22 protein-coding genes are annotated in these 19485 nt (G+C 64.0%); 13 read left to right on the top strand and 9 right to left on the bottom strand.

Features of this window, described 5'->3' with window-relative positions; translation table 11 throughout:
- Window positions 1-169: 169 nt before the first annotated feature.
- The 3 genes from mnmE to hemJ all read right to left on the bottom strand — a co-directional run bounded on the left by mnmE (window position 170) and on the right by hemJ (window position 3792).
- A complete protein-coding gene (mnmE, locus tag I6F36_RS20915) occupies window positions 170-1525 on the bottom strand; it encodes a tRNA uridine-5-carboxymethylaminomethyl(34) synthesis GTPase MnmE (RefSeq protein ID WP_225172053.1) in 1356 nt (451 codons plus the stop codon).
- A 311-nt stretch (window positions 1526-1836) separates the two neighbouring features.
- Window positions 1837-3102 (bottom strand): transcription termination factor Rho, encoded by a 1266-nt coding sequence (gene rho / locus I6F36_RS20910; protein ID WP_008133567.1) that lies wholly within the window; start codon window positions 3100-3102, stop codon window positions 1837-1839.
- Between the two features lie 255 nt (window positions 3103-3357).
- Entirely contained in the window at window positions 3358-3792 is a 435-nt protein-coding gene (hemJ, locus tag I6F36_RS20905; RefSeq protein ID WP_225172052.1) for a protoporphyrinogen oxidase HemJ, read from the bottom strand.
- Window positions 3793-4252: 460 nt separating this feature from the next.
- Here hemJ and I6F36_RS20900 point away from each other — a divergent pair, with 460 nt between their 5' ends.
- From I6F36_RS20900 to dnaQ, 4 genes are read left to right on the top strand one after another with little or no spacing between them, the layout of a single operon-like run.
- Window positions 4253-5098 (top strand): pyruvate, water dikinase regulatory protein, encoded by an 846-nt coding sequence (locus tag I6F36_RS20900; RefSeq protein ID WP_036003121.1) that lies wholly within the window; start codon window positions 4253-4255, stop codon window positions 5096-5098.
- 9 nt (window positions 5099-5107) lie between these two features.
- On the top strand, window positions 5108-5716 hold the full coding sequence (locus I6F36_RS20895) for a Maf family nucleotide pyrophosphatase (protein ID WP_225142265.1): 609 nt from the start codon (window positions 5108-5110) through the stop codon (window positions 5714-5716).
- A 23-nt stretch (window positions 5717-5739) separates the two neighbouring features.
- Window positions 5740-6339 (top strand): dephospho-CoA kinase, encoded by a 600-nt coding sequence (coaE, locus tag I6F36_RS20890; RefSeq protein ID WP_109141967.1) that lies wholly within the window; start codon window positions 5740-5742, stop codon window positions 6337-6339.
- 29 nt (window positions 6340-6368) lie between these two features.
- Window positions 6369-7091, top strand: coding sequence for a DNA polymerase III subunit epsilon (gene dnaQ / locus I6F36_RS20885; protein ID WP_109141966.1), 723 nt, complete (start codon window positions 6369-6371; stop codon window positions 7089-7091).
- Here dnaQ and secB read toward each other — a convergent pair.
- Window positions 7082-7570, bottom strand: a complete 489-nt coding sequence (gene secB, locus I6F36_RS20880; RefSeq protein WP_109141965.1) for a protein-export chaperone SecB — start codon at window positions 7568-7570, stop codon at window positions 7082-7084. The two genes, dnaQ and secB, sit on opposite strands and share 10 nt — an antisense overlap.
- 397 nt (window positions 7571-7967) lie before the next feature.
- On the opposite strand from secB, the gene I6F36_RS20875 reads away from it, so the two are divergent.
- From I6F36_RS20875 to I6F36_RS20865, 3 genes are read left to right on the top strand one after another with little or no spacing between them, the layout of a single operon-like run.
- Window positions 7968-8675: a Tim44/TimA family putative adaptor protein gene (locus I6F36_RS20875; RefSeq protein WP_225142264.1), complete on the top strand. Its 708-nt coding sequence runs from the start codon at window positions 7968-7970 to the stop codon at window positions 8673-8675.
- Window positions 8653-10185, top strand: a complete 1533-nt coding sequence (locus I6F36_RS20870) for a murein transglycosylase A (RefSeq protein ID WP_225172051.1) — start codon at window positions 8653-8655, stop codon at window positions 10183-10185. Before I6F36_RS20875 ends, I6F36_RS20870 begins: the two co-directional genes overlap by 23 nt.
- Window positions 10182-10772 carry a Smr/MutS family protein gene (locus I6F36_RS20865; protein WP_225135512.1) on the top strand — a complete coding sequence of 197 codons (591 nt, stop codon included), beginning with the start codon at window positions 10182-10184 and terminating at the stop codon, window positions 10770-10772. Before I6F36_RS20870 ends, I6F36_RS20865 begins: the two co-directional genes overlap by 4 nt.
- Window positions 10773-11167: 395 nt before the next feature.
- Here the strand turns inward: I6F36_RS20865 and I6F36_RS20860 are convergent, their stop codons facing one another.
- The 5 genes from I6F36_RS20860 to hslV all read right to left on the bottom strand — a co-directional run bounded on the left by I6F36_RS20860 (window position 11168) and on the right by hslV (window position 15522).
- Window positions 11168-12292 (bottom strand): hypothetical protein, encoded by a 1125-nt coding sequence (locus I6F36_RS20860; RefSeq protein ID WP_225172050.1) that lies wholly within the window; start codon window positions 12290-12292, stop codon window positions 11168-11170.
- Window positions 12293-12320: 28 nt separating this feature from the next.
- Window positions 12321-13625: an ATP-dependent protease ATPase subunit HslU gene (gene hslU / locus I6F36_RS20855; RefSeq protein WP_036003145.1), complete on the bottom strand. Its 1305-nt coding sequence runs from the start codon at window positions 13623-13625 to the stop codon at window positions 12321-12323.
- Between the two features lie 49 nt (window positions 13626-13674).
- Complete coding sequence (locus I6F36_RS20850; RefSeq protein ID WP_225144164.1) at window positions 13675-14292, bottom strand: DUF2585 domain-containing protein; 618 nt, start codon at window positions 14290-14292, stop codon at window positions 13675-13677.
- Window positions 14289-14771 (bottom strand): GNAT family N-acetyltransferase, encoded by a 483-nt coding sequence (locus tag I6F36_RS20845; RefSeq protein ID WP_109141961.1) that lies wholly within the window; start codon window positions 14769-14771, stop codon window positions 14289-14291. The genes I6F36_RS20850 and I6F36_RS20845 overlap by 4 nt, the downstream gene beginning before the upstream one ends.
- Window positions 14772-14961: 190 nt before the next feature.
- A complete protein-coding gene (gene hslV, locus I6F36_RS20840) occupies window positions 14962-15522 on the bottom strand; it encodes an ATP-dependent protease subunit HslV (RefSeq protein WP_225172049.1) in 561 nt (186 codons plus the stop codon).
- Between the two features lie 191 nt (window positions 15523-15713).
- Between hslV and hisB the strand changes: the two genes are divergently transcribed.
- From hisB to I6F36_RS20810, 6 genes are all read left to right on the top strand, one after another.
- Window positions 15714-16307 carry an imidazoleglycerol-phosphate dehydratase HisB gene (gene hisB / locus I6F36_RS20835; RefSeq protein ID WP_036044988.1) on the top strand — a complete coding sequence of 198 codons (594 nt, stop codon included), beginning with the start codon at window positions 15714-15716 and terminating at the stop codon, window positions 16305-16307.
- A gap of 64 nt (window positions 16308-16371) precedes the next feature.
- The gene (locus tag I6F36_RS20830; protein WP_225172048.1) at window positions 16372-16902 is read left to right on the top strand and encodes a DUF2628 domain-containing protein; all 531 of its coding nucleotides are present in this window, start codon (window positions 16372-16374) and stop codon (window positions 16900-16902) included.
- On the top strand, window positions 16899-17549 hold the full coding sequence (gene hisH, locus I6F36_RS20825) for an imidazole glycerol phosphate synthase subunit HisH (RefSeq protein ID WP_109141958.1): 651 nt from the start codon (window positions 16899-16901) through the stop codon (window positions 17547-17549). The genes I6F36_RS20830 and hisH overlap by 4 nt, the downstream gene beginning before the upstream one ends.
- Window positions 17546-18277 (top strand): 1-(5-phosphoribosyl)-5-[(5-phosphoribosylamino)methylideneamino]imidazole-4-carboxamide isomerase, encoded by a 732-nt coding sequence (hisA, locus tag I6F36_RS20820; RefSeq protein WP_225172047.1) that lies wholly within the window; start codon window positions 17546-17548, stop codon window positions 18275-18277. Before hisH ends, hisA begins: the two co-directional genes overlap by 4 nt.
- 3 nt (window positions 18278-18280) lie before the next feature.
- Complete coding sequence (hisF, locus tag I6F36_RS20815; RefSeq protein ID WP_018646048.1) at window positions 18281-19054, top strand: imidazole glycerol phosphate synthase subunit HisF; 774 nt, start codon at window positions 18281-18283, stop codon at window positions 19052-19054.
- A 102-nt stretch (window positions 19055-19156) separates the two neighbouring features.
- Window positions 19157-19480, top strand: a complete 324-nt coding sequence (locus I6F36_RS20810; protein WP_036003183.1) for a phosphoribosyl-ATP diphosphatase — start codon at window positions 19157-19159, stop codon at window positions 19478-19480.
- Window positions 19481-19485 lie beyond the last annotated feature (5 nt).

Below are 19485 nucleotides of genomic sequence, written 5' to 3'. Positions count from 1 at the left end.
GCACGGCCGCCGCCTTGACACTCTCTCCGAAGATCGGAACGGTCGACCGATTGGGCCCGGCGCTGTTTCACGTGAAACAACCAGAACCACCGCGCGGAACCGAACCCCCTTGTTTCACGTGAAACAGACGAAATGGAACAAGCGCTAGTTCTACAATGAAGAACTAGCGCTACTTTCCGATGCAGAACTTCTGAAAGATCGCCCCAAGGACGTCCTCGACGTCCACCCGGCCGAGCAGTCGGCCCAGGGCATAAGCGGCCGCCCGCAGCTCTTCGGCCGCGAGCTCCTCTCCGTCTTCTACAAGGTCCAGACTCCGGCGCAAGCTATCTGAGGCACGGCTCAACAATTCGCGCTGGCGGGCCCGGGTCACCATGGCGCCCTCGGTCGTTCCGAAGAACTCCGAAGCGAATTTCACCAGCGCCTCGACCAGCTCGGGGATGCCGTCGCCCCGGCTTGCCGAGATCCCGAATCCACTCGGCTTGGCTCCTCCGACCCCGCCGAGATCGATCTTGTTACGGACGATCCACACTGAGCCGCCGGGCGAAGCAGCACCGTCCGCCGATGTCCAGCGCGAGCGCGTTGTAGCCGGATCAACGGCTTGCCCGCCCTCCACCAGCCACAACACCAGATCGGCGTCCTCGGCTCGCGCGCGGGCGCGGCGTACGCCTTCCTGCTCGACCGGATCCTCGGTCTCGCGGATACCGGCGGTGTCGATCACCGTGACGGGAAAACCGTCGAGATCGAGCTGCACCTCGATCACGTCGCGCGTGGTGCCGGCATGCGGCGAGACGATCGCGACCTCGCGGCGCGCGAGCTGGTTGATCAGCGTCGACTTGCCGACATTCGGCTCGCCGGCGATGGCAACGACAAGGCCCTCGCGCAGCCGTTCAGAATGTCCCTGTGCCGCAAGCACTTCTGTGATTTCGTCGTGCAGCGCTTTGATCGCTTTGACCGCCGGCGCCCTCAGCTCCGCCGGCACGTCGCCTTCATCGGAAAAATCGATGCCGGCCTCGATCAGCGCGGAGGCCTCGATGATGCGCTCGCGCCAGTCGCGCGCGCGGTCGCCGAGCAAGCCCTGTAATTGGCGCAGCGCCTGGCGGCGCTGGCGGTCGGTGTCGGCGTGGATGAGGTCGTCGAGCCCCTCGGCTTCGGTCAGGTCGAGCTTGCCGTTCTCGAAGGCGCGGCGCGTGAACTCGCCGTGCTCGGCCGTGCGCGTATTCGGGATATCGGAAATCGCTGTGAAGAGCGCCGCCAGCACCGCCCGGCCGCCATGGACGTGAAATTCGGCGATATCCTCGCCGGTCGCGCTGGCCGGTCCTGGAAACCAGAGCACGACCGCATCGTCGATCGGCTGGCCCGCGCGATCCCGGAGCAGCCGGCGGCTCGCCTGTCGCGGCGCCGGCAGCCGGCCCGCAAGCGCCGTCAGCACGAGGCCAGCTTGCGAGCCGGAGACGCGGACCACGGCGATCGCGCTGGGCGCCCGCCCGGATGACAGCGCAAAGATGGTCTGGTCTCGCGGATGCATGGCCTATTTGTCCGGCTGCGGCCGAAAACGCAAACGTCCGTTTTTTGCGGTCGAGCCAACCGGATTTTGCCGCACCAGATTCTGCAGCAAATCGATTTTGCACTGCAATATAACTGCAGCATTTTGCTGCAGTTAACCTGATCGCAGGAGGAGAGGCCGACCAGAATTTCAAGGATTACTTGTTGATATCAACAGCTTAAGGAGAAACGGAAATCGGGGTACCCGCTGCCGCTCATGCTGCACCTTCGCTGCAGCAAAGCCGCAACAAAAAGGGCGCCCGAAGGCGCCCAGAATTCCTTGTTGCAGTGCACTCAGGTGTTCATGGAGTCGAAGAACTCCGAATTGCTCTTGGTCGAGCGCAGCTTGTCGAGCAGGAAGTCGATCGCGTCCATCGTCCCCATCGGATTGAGGATGCGGCGGAGCACGTACATCTTCTTGAGGACCTGCGGATCGGTGATGAGCTCCTCCTTGCGGGTACCGGAGCGCGAGATATCGATCGCCGGGAAGGTGCGCTTGTCCGAGACCTTGCGGTCCAGGATCAGCTCCGAGTTACCCGTGCCCTTGAACTCTTCGAAGATGACTTCGTCCATGCGGCTGCCGGTATCGACCAGCGCGGTCGCGATGATGGTCAGCGAGCCGCCCTCCTCGATATTGCGGGCCGCGCCGAAGAAGCGCTTCGGGCGCTGCAGCGCGTTGGCGTCGACACCGCCGGTCAGCACCTTGCCGGATGACGGCACCACGGTGTTGTAGGCACGCCCCAAGCGCGTGATCGAATCGAGCAGGATCACGACGTCGCGGCCGTGCTCGACCAGGCGTTTTGCCTTCTCGATCACCATCTCGGCGACCTGAACGTGGCGCACCGCCGGCTCGTCGAAAGTCGAGGACACCACCTCGCCCTTCACCGAGCGCTGCATGTCCGTGACTTCTTCCGGACGTTCGTCGATCAAGAGCACGATCAGATAGCATTCGGGGTGATTGTGCGTGATCGAGTGCGCGATGTTCTGCATCAGCACGGTTTTACCGGTGCGCGGCGGCGCCACGATCAAGGCACGCTGGCCCTTGCCGATGGGCGCAACGATGTCGATCACGCGTGCAGACAGGTCTTTCCGCGTGGGATCGTCGATCTCCATGCGGAAACGCTGATTCGGAAACAGCGGCGTGAGGTTGTCGAAATTGACCTTGTGCTTGGCCTTTTCCGGATCCTCGAAATTGAGCGTGTTGACCTTCAGCAGCGCGAAGTAGCGTTCGCCCTCTTTCGGGCTGCGGATGTGGCCTTCGATGGTGTCGCCGGTGCGCAGGCCGAAACGGCGGATCTGCGAGGGCGACACGTAGATGTCGTCGGGGCCCGGCAGATAATTCGCATCGGGCGAGCGGAGAAAGCCGAAGCCGTCGGAGAGAACTTCGACGACGCCCTGGCCGACAATATCGGTCTCGGCGAGCGCCAGCTGCTTGAGGATGGCGAACAGCAGCTCCTGCTTGCGCATGGTGCTGGCATTCTCGACCCCATTCTCCTCCGCGAACGAGACCAGCTCGGCCGGCGTTTTGGACTTGAGGTCTTCGAGTTTGATTTCCCGCATTGGGGTGGTCCTGTGGGGTAACCTGAAAAGAGGGGGTGCGAGGAGGCTCTGAAATGCGGACGCGAGCAGGTGCAGGTAAGGTCCGCAGGTCTGGCAAGGTGAGCGCCGGTGAGGCTTCAATCCTGATGCGGTGTCCGGCCTCTGGAAGGCTCGGACACAACCACATCCGCCTGCGTTGGGTGGGATATCGATAATATAGAAAATCGCCTAGCGCTCCGCAAGCCGAAGCGCTGAGCTAATCGCCGCGCACGCTGCCTAGAACGGCTTCACGATCACCATGATGACGATGACAATCATCAGGACGGTCGGCACCTCGTTGATAATCCGATAGAATTTCTGGCTTCGCGGGCGCCGGTCGGCGGCGAAATCCTTGACCCAGCGGGAAAAAAAGCCGTGGACCGCCGAGAGCACCAGGACCAGTGCCAGTTTTACGTGCAGCCAGCCGAACGAGAACCAATGACCGGACCAGGCGAGATACAGCCCGGCGAGCCAGGTGACCGTCATCGCGGGGTTGATGATCGCCTTGAGCAGCCGGCGTTCCATCACCTTGAACGTCTCCGACTGCTTCGAGCCGATTTCGGCCTCGCAGTGATAGACGAACAGCCGCGGCAGATAGAGCATGCCGGCCATCCAGGAGATGACGGCGATCACGTGCAGCGCCTTGATCCAGAGATAGACGTCTTCGAACATTTTCGGGGGTCCGGCTTGCTGCCCAGCGTGGGAACGCTGGGGATAGTAAGAACCCGTTAAGGTCTTACCCCGCACACATATCCCTCCGTAGCGCCTTCCTCAAATCTAGAATCTTAGATTCTTAAGGTTTGAGTCTATGTGACCGTGGATTGGACTCACGCAATTCCATCCGCGCGTTCGCGCGCGCTTGTTCACATCCATCCACATATTCCGGACAGCATCCGGCGACTTCCGATAAGTCAGCCGGCTTCAAAGACTTGCGCGATTGTATCGGCAGCTTATCAAGGGACTTGTCCGCGCAATCCCGCTTCCCTCTCGGCGAGGCGTCGGATTTGTCCTGACCGGCAGCGGTGTGAAGAAAATCACGCCTTGTCCCGCCCCTGGTGTCGCACATCCCTTTCCGAGAGGTTAAGCTCCACAGAAATCCACAAACCACCCCAACGAAATTCAAAGGGTTTTTGTGCCGACCTCGAACAATTATTTCCATCTCCACCTGGTCTCGGACTCCACGGGTGAGACGCTCATCACCGTGGCGCGCGCGGTCGCGGCCCAATACGCCAACGTGACGCCGGTCGAGCACGTCTATCCGCTGGTGCGCAGCCAGAAGCAGCTCGACCGCGTGCTTGATGAGATCGAGGAAGCGCCAGGGATCGTGCTGTTCACGCTGCTCGAGAAGGATCTGGTCGCCAGACTCGAGGATAAGTGCAAGCAGATCAATGTTCCGAGCCTGTCGATCATCGGACCGGTGATGCAGCTGTTCGAGGCCTATCTGGGAGCAGCGACCACCGGCCGTGTCGGCGCCCAGCACGTGCTCAACGCGGAATATTTCAAGCGCATCGATGCCTTGAACTACACGATGATCCATGACGACGGTCAGCATGTCGAAGGTCTCGACGAGGCCGACGTGGTACTGGTCGGGGTGTCCCGGACATCGAAGACGCCGACATCGATCTATCTCGCCAATCGCGGCATTCGCACCGCCAACGTGCCGCTGGTGCCGGGCATTCCGGTGCCCCCGCAGTTGGAGACGCTGACGCGGCCGCTGGTGGTCAGCCTGCACGCGACGCCGGAACGCCTGATTCAGATCCGGCAGAACCGTCTGCTGTCCATGGGCGCCGAGTCCAGCAGCGGCAGCGATACCTACACCGACAAGCAGTCGGTCACGGAGGAGGTCGCGTTCGCGCGCAAGCTGAGCGCCAAGCATGACTGGCCGCTGCTGGACGTCACGCGCCGCTCCATCGAGGAAACCGCGGCGGCGATCATGAAGCTGTATAGCGATCGCCAGCGCAACCGGCCGTCCGAGTAAGTGTCGCCGATGAGCCTGTGGCGCGGCAAACGTCCGTTGATCCTGGCCTCGCAAAGCAGCGCGCGCAAAATGCTGCTGGCCAATGCCGGGCTCGCATTCGAGGCTGTCACCGCTGATATCGACGAGCGTGGCATCCAGGCCGCGTCAAAGCTCTCCAACCCGCGCGAGATCGCCCTGCTGCTGGCCCGCGAAAAGGCCAAGGCTGTTTCTGCCTGTTATCCCGGACATTATGTGATCGGCGCCGACCAGACGCTGGCGCTCGGGAGCCGTCTCTTCAACAAGCCGGCAGGCCGCGCCCAGGCGCTGGCGCAATTGCGCGATCTCGCCGGTCGGACGCACGAGCTGAATTCCGCCGTCGCCGTGGCGCAGGATGGCAGGATTCTCTTCGAGGACGTTTCCGTGGCGCGCATGACCATGCGGGGAATGAGCGAAGCCGATCTTTCGGCCTATCTCGACGCCGCGGGCGACGCTGTGACCAGAAGCGTCGGCGCCTATCAGCTCGAGGGCCTCGGCATCCATCTGTTCGAGCGCATCGAGGGCGACCATTTCACCATTCTCGGCCTGCCGCTGCTGCCGCTGCTTGCGTATCTGCGCAGCGAGCAGCTAATTGCGGTGTAGATGCGAGAGAAGGCTGGGTGCTGATGCGAATTCTCGGACTGACCGGCTCGATCGGGATGGGCAAATCCACCACCGCGAAATTGTTCGCGGAGGCCGGCGTCCCCGTCTACGACGCCGATGCCGCCGTGCATCAGCTCTATGAGGGCGAGGCCGCCCCCGCGATCGAGGCCGCTTTCCCCGGCACCACCGCGAATGGCAAGGTCGACCGGCAAAAGCTGTCGGCGCGTGTCGTGCACGATCCCGCCGCGATCAAGCAGCTCGAGCAGATCGTTCATCCCATGCTCGGCGCGTCCCGGCAGAAATTCTTTGCCGACGCCGAGGCCGCCAAGGCGCCGGTCGTGGTGCTGGACATCCCGCTGCTGTTCGAGACCGGCGGCGAGAAGCGGGTCGATGCCGTGGTCGTGGTCTCGACCTCGCCCGAGCTGCAGCGCCAGCGGGTGCTGGCGCGCGGCACGATGGACGAGGCCAAGCTCGATGCCATCATCGCCAAGCAGATGCCGGATGCCGAGAAGCGCAAGCGGGCCGATTTCGTGGTGGATACCTCACACGGACTTGACCCCGTGCGGGCCCAAATCGCGCACATCCTGGCCGAGGTCGTTAAGATGCCGCAGCGGCGGACCTGATTCGCCGCCTCACACGGCTTCCAAGAGACATGCGCGAAATCGTCCTCGACACCGAAACCACCGGCCTCGATCCGCTGCGCGGCGATCGGTTGGTCGAGATCGGCTGCGTCGAGATCTTCAACCGCATGCCGACCGGACAGACGTATCACGTCTACATCAACCCCGAGCGGGACATGCCGGCGGAAGCGTTTGCGGTACACGGATTGTCGTCCGAATTCCTGGCGACCAAGCCGTTGTTTCACGAGGTCGCCGACGATTTTCTGGCGTTCATCGGCGACGCCCCGCTGGTGATCCACAACGCCTCGTTCGACATCGGCTTCATCAATGCCGAGCTCGACCGCATCAAGCGCACCGCGATCCCGCGCGAGCGCCTGGTCGATACGCTGCTGCTGGCGCGTCGCAAGCATCCCGGCGTGTCCAACCGGCTCGACGATCTCTGCTCGCGCTATTCGATCGACAATTCACACCGTACCAAGCACGGCGCGCTGCTGGACGCCGAGCTGCTCGCCGAGGTCTATGTCGATCTGGTCGGAGCGCGGCAGTCGCAGCTGCTGCTGGCCTCGGACGCCGAGGAGATCAGGGTCAATAGCGCCGGCGATGCGCCGCGGCGGCAACGCCCGGTGCCGCTCGCGCCGCGGATTTCCGAAGCCGAGCGCGAGGCCCATCGGGCCTTCATCGCAACGCTCGGCGACAAGGCGATCTGGAACGAGTACCTGCCCGCTCCAGTCGCGCTGGCGGCGGCTCAGGCCTGACCGGCCTGTCCGCCCTGAGCGGCCATTTGCCGCTCCATGTTCTGGCGGTAGAGACCGACGAAGTCGACCGGATCCAGCATCAGCGGCGGGAACCCGCCATCGCGCACCGCCGTCGCAATGATCTCGCGTGCGAACGGGAACAACAGGCGCGGGCACTCGATCATGACCAGCGGGTGCAGGTTCTCCTTGGGCACGTTGACGATCCGGAACACGCCGGCATAGGCGAGCTCGAACGAGAACATCACTTTACCGGCGGTCTCGGCCTTGCCCTCGACCGACAACGTCACCTCGAATTCCTGTTCATTGAGATTGTTGGCGTTGACGTTGATCTGGATGTTGATCTGCGGCGGCTGGCTCTGCGGCTGCAGCGAGCTCGGCGCGTTGGGATTTTCGAACGAGAGGTCCTTGGTGTATTGCGCCAGCACGTTGAGCTGGGGAGCCTGGGCCGCCTCGGGAGGGGTACCGTTACCGTTGGTCATGAAAGTGTCTCCTTACCCGATTGGGGCTGAATTTCGCGGCGGTTGGCTAACATAGGGCCGGCTCGTTCCACAAGGACGAACGGTCCCGGACCGGGAATTCGGGCCGCAATCGCGGCTTTGACGTTCCTCCTGCCTTTTCCGCGAAATTTCGCCTTAAACGATTGAAGATGCGCCATTTCCAGGCAGGATCGGGTTTCCCCTTAAGCATAAAACGCGCTACACTTGGCGCTGTGCCAAAAGGCGCCATTGGCCGGGCCAGATTTCGTGCCTACATCCCACGGACCTGACGTGGACCCAAAATGGTGATGTAGACTTGCCGTTTCCGTAAGGAACGGTCTACTGGCCGGATTGATTTTCCCGGCAACGAGCCCTGCAAAGACCAGAAAGCGAATACGACGTGGACATCTACACCATCATATTCCTGGCGCTGGCCGTCTTCATCTTCTTGCGGCTGCGTAGCGTGCTGGGGCAGCGCACCGGCAACGAGCGGCCGCCGTTCGATCGCACCGCCGCCCGCAACGCGCTCGGAGGCGCCCAGGACAACAACGTCGTGACCATGCCGGGCAAGGTGATCGACCAGGCCCCGCTGGCGCCGACGGCCGAGCCGACCGCGCCGGCCGATCGCTGGAAGGGGCTGACCGAGCCGGGCACGCCGCTGGCGCAGGGTCTCGATGCCATCGTCGAGAAGGATTCCAGCTTCGACCCGCGCCATTTCCTCTCGGGCGCGCGCGGCGCCTACGAGATGATCGTGCTCGCTTTTGCCAATGGCGACCGCCGCGCGCTGCGCGATCTGTTGTCGTCGGACGTCTATGAAAGCTTCGACGCTGCGATCAAGGAACGCGAGAAGAACGAGCAGAAGACCGAGACGCGGTTCGTGTCGATCGACAAGGCCGAGCTCGTCGGCGCCGAGTTGCGCGATCGCAGTGCGCAGCTCACCGTGCGCTTCGTCTCGCAGATGATCTCGGCCACCCGCGACAAGGCCGGCAACATCGTCGACGGCAGCGCCGACACGGTCGCCGACATCACCGATATCTGGACTTTCGCCCGCGACACCTCCTCTCGCGATCCGAACTGGAAGCTGGTTGGCACCGGAAGCGCGAATTAAGATCTTCCTGAAGAACGGCGCGACGGCGCTTTGCGCAGCTGCCGTCGCGCTGTCGTCGTTTTCGCTCGGCGCCGAGGCGGCGCGGCGTCACCATCGCAGCCACCACCATCTGCCGCGAACGCCTGCCGCTCCGCCGCGGGCCTTGCCCTATCCGCAGCTCTCCCTGCCGTTCGAAATTCCCGGCGCGCAATATCTGCCGCTGGCCTGGGCGGACGTGAAGGGGTGGGGCGACGACAATCATCTCGCCGCGTACAAGACCTTCCGCGCCAGCTGCAAGCCGATCAATGCGCAGAACGGCGAAGCCAAGGCCGAGCCCAAAGCTTTGGGCACATCGCTGGGTGAGCCCTGCCGCGTCGCTAAAACGCTCGATCTCGCCGACGACGGCAAAGCGAAGACCTTCTTCGAGGAGAATTTCACGCCGCTGCGGATCTCGCGGCTCGGCGAGCCCGAAGGCTTCGTCACCGGCTATTACGAGCCGGTGCTGGAGGGGTCGCGCACGCAGTCCGATGTCTACAACGTGCCGGTCTATCGCCGTCCCTCGAACTTGTTTGTGCGCGGCTACAAGCAGGATGCGCTCAGCCTGCCCAACAAGGGCCCGGTCTATCGCAAGATCGGCCGCCGCAAGCTGGTGCCCTATTACGACCGCGGCGAGATCGAGGACGGCAAGATCGCCGGCCGGGGGCTCGAGATCGCCTGGCTGAAGGATCCGACCGATCTGTTGTTCGCGCAGATCCAGGGCTCGGCCCGCATCAAGTTCGACGACGGCAGCTCGGTTCGACTCAATTACGACGCCTATAACGGCTATCCCTACACGGCGGTCGGTCGCATCCTGATCGAGCGCGGCATCATCCCGAGAGAGGAGATGTCGATGCAGAAGATCAGGGAGTGGATGGCGCAGAACCCCGACGGCGCCAAGGAGCTGCGCCGCGCGAACCGCGCCTACATCTTCTTCCGCGAGGTCAACCTCTCCGACAAGGAGGAGGCAGTCGGCGCGCAAGGCATTCCCTTGACCGCGGGGCGCTCCATCGCCGTCGACAAATCGCTGCATGTCTACGGCACGCCGTTCTTCATCGAGGGCGAGCTTCCGATCGAGTCAGAACGCGCCAAGACGCCGTTCCGCCGGCTGATGATCGCGCAGGACACCGGCTCTGCCATCATCGGGCCAGCACGGGCCGATCTGTTTTTCGGCGCCGGCGCGGATGCCGGCCGTGTCTCCGGCCGGCTGCGCCACCCCATGCAATTCGTGATGCTGGTGCCGAAGAGCCTCGATCCCGCCCCGCGCGCCGCGAAGCTGCCGATCCCGGACCCAAGGCCCGCCGAGAAGATCGCAAAGCTGTTTCCGCAGACCGATCCGGCGAAGACCGGCACGCCCGTCGCCGCGGCGGCGCAAGGCAAGACCGAAACGATTGCCGTCGCCGGCCCGGTTCCGCTGCCGGTGCCGCGTCCCGCGATCGAGCCTGCCCCTGAGCCGCGCCGTCCGGCAAAGAATCGTCCTCATCGCCCGCAATGAAGCGATCGTCCCGTCCGCCCGTGCTGGAGCCTCGCCCCTCGCCGCGCCGTCGCGCGCTGAGCGAGGAGGAGCGCGAGCTGTGGGATCTCGTCGCAAAGCATGTCAAGCCGCTGCGAAAGCATCGCGCGGCCAAGGCGCATGCTATCCCGCGCGCCGAATCTTCGCCCGGGTCCCAGGTGACGAGGACTTCGCCACCGTCGAGGCCGGTTGCCGCTGCACCGGCGCCGCGCGCTGCAAAGCCGTCGATTCCGCCGCTAGCGCCGCTCGGCAAGCGCGAGCGAACCAAGCTGTCGCGCGGCCGCAGCGAGATCGAGGCACGGCTCGATCTGCACGGCATGACCCAGATGCGCGCCCATCGCGCGCTGGCCGGCTTCCTGCACCGCGCCCATCAGGACGGCCTCACCTTCGTGCTCGTCATCACCGGCAAGGGACGCAGCGGCGGCGAAAGCGGCGTGCTCCGCCGCCAAGTGCCGGAATGGCTCAGCCTGCCGGAATTCCGCGCCTTCGTCGTCGGCTTCGAGGAAGCCGCGATCGGCCATGGCGGCGAGGGGGCGCTGTATGTGCGGATCAGGCGGGCGAGAGGGTAGCAGTCTCGGCGCATGCGGCTTCCCTTGCCTCTCCCGCTTGCTGGAGAGGCCGACGCGCGAAGCGCGCGGGTGAGGGTTCTCTCCTCTTGGGGAATCCCTCTGTGGAGACACCCTCTCCCCAACCCTCCCCCGCAAGCGCAGGGCAATCGCATATGACTTGTGGCGGCGGTCTGCGCGCACGCCTCGTCCTTCGAGACGGCGCTGACGCGCCTCCTCAGGATGAGGCTAATCGGCGTCAGTGCCCGTTGAAACTGCCACCGCGCACTCCGACCTCATCCTGAGGAGCCCGCCTCAAGCGGGCGTCTCGAAGGATGGCCGCAGGGAAAATCTCAAATGCGATAGCCCTGCCCGCAAGCGGGTGAGGGAGCTCACCTTCTCTGAGGCTGGGTCTACCTCTAAAACGGTCGGATGATTCCGACGCGTGGGATCAGCGTGAGGATCAAACCGAAAATGTTGGTCCTGCGATCCTCCGCCGGAATCAGCGCAGCTTCCTGCTTGGCCGGCAGCATCTTCACCGCGTGCAGGATCAGGAACATGCAGACCGCCCAGTTCGAGATCCAGCGTGAATAGTCGAACACCATCGCGAACATCACGAGATAGGCTACACTGATGCCGACCAGTGCTGCGATGACGAGCCGCTTGTGCAGATCGCTGGCGAGCGCGCCGATCAGGCTGGCAAAGAAGCGCCACAGCGGCGCGTGCAGCCAGATCAGAGCTGCGAACACGGGCACGCCGAGGATGTTGTGCGGCAGGCGGCCCCAGGTGTCGGCAACCTCCTTCGCCAGCGGCTGGTACCAGATGTAGGCAAATTGCAAGAGGTCGATGCGCGCAGGATCGGCCATCCGGCTTTTGAGATAGGCGACGAAGTCCGCTTCGGGGACCGGCATCGTTCCCAGAAACTGCGCGGCGAAGAACAGCGCGGAGACAATGGCGAGAGCGACCCCGCCGAAGACAACATTGCTGCGGTCACAACCGTAAGCAAGGTAATGCCGGATCACGACGATGGTGATGATCGTCGGCACGTACATCAAGAGATGAATGTGGTGGATCAGCACGAGAACGATCGAGAACAGCGCAGCCGTCGCCACGAAGACCAGCGAGCCCGCCGGCATCAGCAGCAGGATGATCGCCAGCGCGCAGCCATAGATGTCGAAATGGCCGAGCGTGTGCATGAAGTTCTTCAGGAAGAACGGCGAGCCCGCGGTGAAGACGAACAGCGGCAGCGTTTTCGCGGAGAAGCCGAACGTGTTCTGGAAGAGCCTGGCATAGAGACCCAGCGTTGCCAGCCACGTCGCCCCGCCGAGCGCGAACACCGGCCATACCGGCACCTTGTCGGTGAACAGCGCGACGATTGCCCCGATCAGCGCGCGCTTGATGAAGCCGAAATGATAGTCGACCAGGAGATGGATGTAGGGGACGTAGGGCGGCAGCTGGATCTTGTGAATGAGCACGCCGACGATGACCGCCGCGTTGATCGCGAGCAGGAGCCGCCAGGGATTTTGCAGGATGCGTACGGTCACGCCGCATCAATAGCGTGACCGCTCCGAATCACAAAATGAAGCGGCTCAGATCCGCATTCTTGGCGAGGTCGCCGATGTGCTTTTGCACGTAATCCGCATCGAGCCGGACCGTCTCGCCGTTGCGGTCGGGGGCGGTGAAGGAGATCTCGTCCAGCACCCGCTCCATCACGGTCTGCAGCCGCCGGGCGCCGATATTCTCGACCGTTGAATTGACGGCAACCGCAATGTCGGCCAGCGCATCGATGGCGCTGTCGGTGATGTCGAGTGTCACGCCTTCGGTCTGCATCAGGGCGACATATTGCTTGATCAGCGAGGCCTCGGGCTCGGTCAGGATGCGGCGCATGTCGTCGCGGGTCAGCGCCTGCAATTCGACGCGGATCGGCAGGCGGCCCTGCAATTCCGGCAAGAGGTCGGACGGCTTGGCGACGTGGAAGGCGCCGGAAGCGATGAACAGGATGTGGTCGGTCTTGACCGCGCCGTGCTTGGTCGAGACCGTGGTGCCCTCGATCAGCGGCAGGAGATCGCGCTGCACGCCCTCGCGCGAGACGTCGCCGCCGACGCGGCCGTCGCGGGCGCAGATCTTGTCGATCTCGTCCAGGAACACGATGCCGTTGTTCTCGACCGCGCTGATCGCCTCCAGCGTCAGCTGCTCGGTGTCCAAGAGCTTGTCGGATTCCTCGTTGACGAGGATCTCGTGCGAGCTTTCCACTGTCAGCCGGCGAGTCTTGCTGCGGCCGCCGAGCTTGCCAAAGATGTCGCCGAGCGAGATCGCGCCCATCTGCGCGCCCGGCATGCCCGGGATCTCGAACATCGGCATGCCGCCGCCCGACGACTGCGTCTCGATCTCGATTTCCTTGTCGTTCAGTTCGCCGGCGCGCAGTTTCTTGCGGAAGGATTCCCGTGTCGCCGAGCTCGCATTGGCGCCGACCAGCGCATCCAGCACGCGCTCCTCGGCGGCAAGCTGGGCGCGCGCCTGCACGTCCTTGCGCTTTCGCTCGCGCACCTGCGCGATTGCGACCTCGACGAGATCGCGGATGATCTGCTCGACGTCGCGGCCGACATAGCCGACCTCGGTGAACTTGGTCGCTTCGACCTTCAGGAACGGCGCATTCGCGAGCTTGGCGAGTCGCCGCGCGATTTCCGTCTTGCCGACGCCGGTGGGGCCGATCATCAGGATGTTCTTCGGCAGCACCTCCTCGCGCAAGGAGCCGGTGAGCTGCTGCCGGCGCCAGCGGTTGCGCAGCGCGATCGAGACGGCGCGCTTGGCGTCGCCCTGGCCGACGATGAAACGGTCGAGTTCGGAAACGATTTCGCGGGGGGAGAAGTCTGTCATGTCTGATTAGCTAGGGCGAGAGACGGCCAAGGACAAGCCGCATTTTGGGTCAGATGATCGGCGGGCCGGATTGCCACTGCTTCACGGCATCGATCGGATGGATCAGCATCAGGATATTGAGCGTCAGATTGTCGCGAATGTGGAGCGCCAGCACGATCTCGAAGGAGATGCCCAGCAGCACGGTCGCGGTGACAGGCAGCGCGCGAGCGGCCAGGAACCCCAAGATCATGGCCAGATTGTCCGAGACCGAATTGAGGATGCTGTCGCCGTAATAATCCAGCGAGATCGTGCCGGCGCGGTAGCGCTCGATGATGAAGGGCGAGTTCTCGACGATCTCCCAGGCGCCTTCGATCAGGATGGCGATGATCAGCCGTGCGGGCCAGGAGAGAGACAGCAAGGGAAACCGCGCGAACAGCAGCCAGGTCAGGCCGTAGAACAGGAAGCCGTGCAGGACGTGTGAGAACGTGTACCAGTCTGCAATCTGCTGAGAATTCTCCGAGCTGTTCACCACGCCGTGCCACAGCTTGATGGTGCCGCAGGCGCAGATCGGCACCCGCCCCATCGCCAGCAGGATCGCGGCCTGCAGCGCCAGCAGCAACAGCGCGATGCCGGCCCAGGCGAGCGGCGGGAATGTGGTCTTGGCGGCGGGGCTTGCGGCTAGCGTCATGGGTCTCGGATCATCAGGAGTGCGGGACCATCGGGCGTGACGATCTCGTGCTGCGGCACGAAGCCAGCTTTCTCATAGGCACGAATCGCGCGCGCATTGGAAGGACTCGGGTCTATCACGATGCGCGGCACACCGCGCGCGAAGAGCTGGTCGATGAAGGCGCGGATGAAAGCGGAGCCGTGGCCGCATCCGAGCATGTCGGCCTCGCCGATGAACTGATCGAGGCCGCGAGTGCCCACGGGCTGCGGGCCGAAGCTGATATGCCAATCGCCGAGCCGGTAGCACTGCAGGTAGGCGAAAGGCCGGCCGTCAAGGCTGACGATGAACTGCGCCAGGTCAGGATGATCGAGGTCGCCGCCGACGAATTCAAGCGTCTCCGGATCATGCCACCATTCGGCAACATGCGGTGCGGCGAGCCAGCGCCGGATCAGCGGCATGTCGGCCGCGGTCATGGGACGGAAGGCGTAGCTTTGCGTCATCTAGCGTCCACAGCGGTGCTGCTCTCCCTCTCCCGCTTGCGGGAGAGGGTTGGGGAGAGGGTGTTTCCGCAATGGGACAATCCCCCAGAGGGAAGAGCCCCCACCCGGCGCTTCGCGCCGACCTCCCCCGCAAGCGGGAGAGGTTGCACCGACCGTGCGGAGAGGCACTCGGACAAATGACCCCTCCGCCCTACCCCGTAGCCAGGCTCTCGATCGTCAGATTCCGGTTGGTGTAGACGCAGATGTCCGCGGCGATGTCCAGGGAGCGGCGGACGATGGTCTCGGCGTCCTTGTCGGTGTCGAGCAGGGCCCGGGCCGCCGCCAGCGCGTAATTGCCGCCGGAGCCGATCGCCATCACGCCGGCCTCGGGTTCGAGCACGTCGCCGGTGCCTGTCAGCACGAGGGAGACGTCCTTGTCGGCCACGATCATCATGGCCTCCAGCCGCCGCAGATAGCGGTCGGTGCGCCAGTCCTTGGCGAGCTCCACCGCCGCCCGGGTCAGCTGCCCCGGATATTGCTCGAGCTTGGATTCGAGCCGCTCGAACAGCGTGAAGGCGTCAGCCGTGGCGCCGGCAAAGCCGCCGATCACGTCGCCCTTGCCGAGCTTGCGGACCTTCTTGGCATTGGACTTGATCACGGTCTGGCCGATCGAGACCTGGCCGTCGCCGCCGACCACCACCTTGCCGCCCTTGCGGACCGTTAGAATCGTGGTGCCGTGCCAGCCCGGCGAGCTGTTCTGGGAGTCCTGCATGAATACCTCACTGTCCGGCCTGATTTAGGCGGTCGGGACGAAGGGCACAACGGGCCGTTCCGGGCCGAATTTCGCTCACCATAGGCAGAAGTAGAGGTCCGGCCGGCCGTTCCCGCAGTAGCGAAGGTGTCATTTGGCTGTTAAGAGACTGGCGTTTTCGGCTCCCTAGCTAGGATGAAAGCCAGCTTTCAATGCGCACCGCGACGATCAAGCGCAAGACCAAGGAAACCGACATCGAGGTCTCCGTGAACCTCGATGGCACCGGCGTGGCCAATATCGCGACCGGCATCGGCTTTTTCGACCATATGCTCGATCTCCTCGCCCGCCATTCCCGCATCGACCTCACGGTCAAGGCGGTGGGCGATCTGCACATTGATTATCACCATACCACCGAGGACACCGGCATCGCGCTTGGCCAGGCGGTCAAGCAGGCGCTCGGCAACATGGCGGGTATCACCCGCTACGCCGGCGTGCACATGCCCATGGACGAGACGCTGACGCGCGTGGTGATCGACATCTCGGGCCGCCCGTTCCTGGTGTTCAAGGCCGACTTCCCCCGGCACAAGATCGGCGAGTTCGACACCGAGCTGGTGCGCGAGTGGTTCCAGGCTTTTGCCATCAACGCCGGCGTGACTCTCCACGTCGAGACCCTATATGGCGATAACAGCCATCATATCGCCGAGTCCTGCTTCAAGGGTCTGGCGCGGGCGCTGCGCACGGCCGTGGCGATCGATCCGAAGGCGGCGGGCGAAATCCCGTCCACCAAGGGCTCGCTCGGCGGCTGACATCTTCCGTCTTGCGGCGAAGGCTGCTGGCGGCATCACTGATTTTCGAGAACGGGGCATCACCATGCCTGTCTACACAGTCCATGCTCCCTCCCCTGGCGGAGCCGATCTGCGCGCGCCCGACAAGTTCGTGTTCGTGCGCGACGGCTTCCATTTCTGGGCGATGATCTTCGGTCCGTTCTGGCTGTTGTGGAATCGGCTGTGGCTGGCGCTGATCGGCTATCTGATCTTCCTGGCCGCGTTCAACGCGGGGCTGTCGAGCCTCGGCGTCGGGCGCTCCTCGATCTTCTTCGCCGATTGCATCGTCGCGGTGCTGATGGGCCTCGAAGCCTCGAGCCTGCGCCGCTGGACCTTGTCGCGCGGCAAATGGCGCCAGCTCGACATCGTCGTCGCCGACGACAGCGACACTGCGGAGCGCCGCTTCTTCGAACGCTGGAGCCAGAAGCAGAACGGTAGCGCTGGCGATCAATGGGCCGTCGATCGCGGCGGCCCGCCGCCGACCCGCAATGTGCCGGGCCAGCCATTCTCGAACCCGCCGCCCATTCCAGCCGGCGGCATCATTGGGTTGTTTCCAGAACCGGGAGGGTCAAGATGAGCGTCGCCATCATCGATTACGGTTCCGGCAATCTGCATTCCGCCGCGAAAGCCTTCGAGCGCGCCGCGCGCAGCCTGGAGAGCCCGCAAAAGGTCTTTGTTACCAGCGATCCGGACCAGGCTTACGAGGCCGATCGCCTGGTGCTGCCGGGTGTCGGTGCCTTCGCCGATTGCCGGCGCGGGCTCGATGCCGTCAACGGCATGGTCGAGGCCATCACCGAAGCGGTGCGCGTCAAGGCGCGGCCGTTCTTCGGCATCTGCGTCGGCATGCAGCTGATGGCGAGCCGCGGCAAGGAACACGTCGTCACCGAGGGCTTGAACTGGATCGGCGGCGACGTCGAGAAGATCACGCCGCGCGATGAAAGCCTGAAGATCCCGCACATGGGCTGGAATACGCTGGACCTGCTGCAGGAGCATCCGGTGCTGAACAAGCTGCCGCTCGGTCCCAAGGGCCAGCACGCTTATTTCGTGCACTCCTATCATCTCAACGCCGCCGACGAGGCGGATGTGCTCGCGCGCGCAGACTATGGCGGACCCGTCACGGCGATCGTCGGCAAGGACACCGCCATCGGCACGCAATTCCACCCCGAGAAGAGCCAACGCTTCGGGCTGGCCCTGATCTCGAATTTCTTGCGATGGAAACCGTGATTCTCTTTCCCGCGATCGACCTCAAGAACGGCCAGTGCGTGCGCCTCGAGCAAGGCGACATGGCGCGCGCGACCGTGTTCAATCTCAATCCGGCCGCACAGGCGCAGAGCTTTGCCGCGCAGGGCTTTGAATATCTCCACGTCGTCGACCTCGACGGCGCCTTCGCCGGCAAGCCTGTGAATGCCGGGGCCGTCGAGGCGATGCTGAAGACGATCAAGATTCCGGTGCAGCTCGGCGGCGGCATTCGCGATCTCGCGACCGTCGAAGCCTGGCTCGACAAGGGCATCACCCGCGTCATCATCGGCACCGCCGCGGTGCGCGATCCTGAATTGGTGAAAAGCGCCGCCAAAAAATTCCCCGGCCGCGTCGCGGTCGGGCTCGATGCGCGCGACGGCAAGGTCGCGGTCGAAGGCTGGGCCGAGACCTCGCAAGTGACTGTGCTCGAGATCGCCAAGCGCTTCGAGGATGCCGGCGTTGCCGCCATCATCTTCACCGACATCGCGCGAGACGGCTTGCTCAAGGGCTTGAACTTAGAGGCGACCATCGCGCTGGCCGATGCCATTTCGATTCCCGTGATCGCCTCCGGCGGCCTCGCCTCGATCGAGGACGTGAAAGCCATGCTGCGCGCGAAGAAGCTCGCCGGCGCGATTGCCGGCCGCGCGCTCTATGACGGCCGGCTCGATCCCGCCGCCGCCCTCACCTTGATCCGCGACGCGCGCAGGAGCTGACCCATGTTCAAGGTGCGCGTGATCCCCTGCCTCGATGTCAAGGACGGCCGCGTCGTCAAGGGCGTCAACTTCGTCGATCTCAGGGATGCCGGCGATCCCGTCGAAGCCGCCATCGCCTATGACGCCGCCGGCGCCGACGAGCTCACCTTCCTCGACATCACCGCGACCCACGAGAACCGCGGCATCATGCTGGACGTGGTCCGGCGCACGGCGGAAGCCTGCTTCATGCCTGTCACCGTCGGCGGCGGCGTGCGCGAGGTCAACGACATCAAGACGCTGCTGCGCGCCGGTGCCGACAAGGTCTCGATCAACAGCGCCGCGGTGTCGCGGCGCGAATTCGTCAAGGAAGCCGCTGAAAAATTCGGCGAGCAGTGCGTGGTGGTCGCGATCGATGCCAAGCGCGTCAAGCGTCCGGGCGGCGACCGCTGGGAGATCTTTACCCATGGCGGGCGCAACTCGACCGGCATCGACGCGATCGAATACGCGCAGGAGGTGGTTTCGCTCGGCGCCGGTGAAATCCTGCTCACCTCGATGGACCGCGACGGCACAAGGCAGGGATTCGATATTCCGCTGACCCGCGCGATCGCCGACAGCGTTCCCGTCCCCGTGATCGCCTCGGGCGGCGTCGGCAATCTCGACCATCTCGTCGACGGTATCCGCGACGGGCACGCCACCGCGGTGCTCGCGGCTTCGATCTTCCATTTCGGGGAATTCACCATTCGTGAGGCCAAGGAGCACATGGCGCGGCGTGGGCTGCCGATGCGCCTGGATGCCTGACGACTCCGGTTCGTAACGATGCTAACATTGGCGGACGGGGATGGCCGCCGTGGCCAAATCTGTTGCCAAGCTTGCTTTCAAGCGTGTTTCCGAGTGAGTCCGATGCCGCGTTTCACGATCCATGATCTGGCCGAAACCATCGACGTCCGCGCAGCGTCCGGCGGCGAAGCATCCTATACCCGCAAGCTGCTCGACAAAGGCCCCGAGCATTGCGCCAAGAAGTTCGGCGAGGAAGCAGTCGAAACCGTAATCGCTGCAGTCGAAAACGATCGCGCGCATCTGATCGCTGAAAGTGCCGACCTGCTCTATCATTTCCTTGTGCTGCTGAAGGCGCGCGGCATAAAGCTGGAAGAGGTCGAGGCCGCGCTGGACAAGCGGACCTCGATGTCGGGGCTGGAAGAGAAGGCGTCGCGCAAGGGCGGCTAGGCAAG

The sequence above is a fragment of the Bradyrhizobium sp. BRP19 genome (assembly GCF_020194195.1).
Lineage (GTDB): Bacteria > Pseudomonadota > Alphaproteobacteria > Rhizobiales > Xanthobacteraceae > Bradyrhizobium > Bradyrhizobium yuanmingense.
This window is presented reverse-complemented; position numbering and strand designations above follow the sequence as displayed.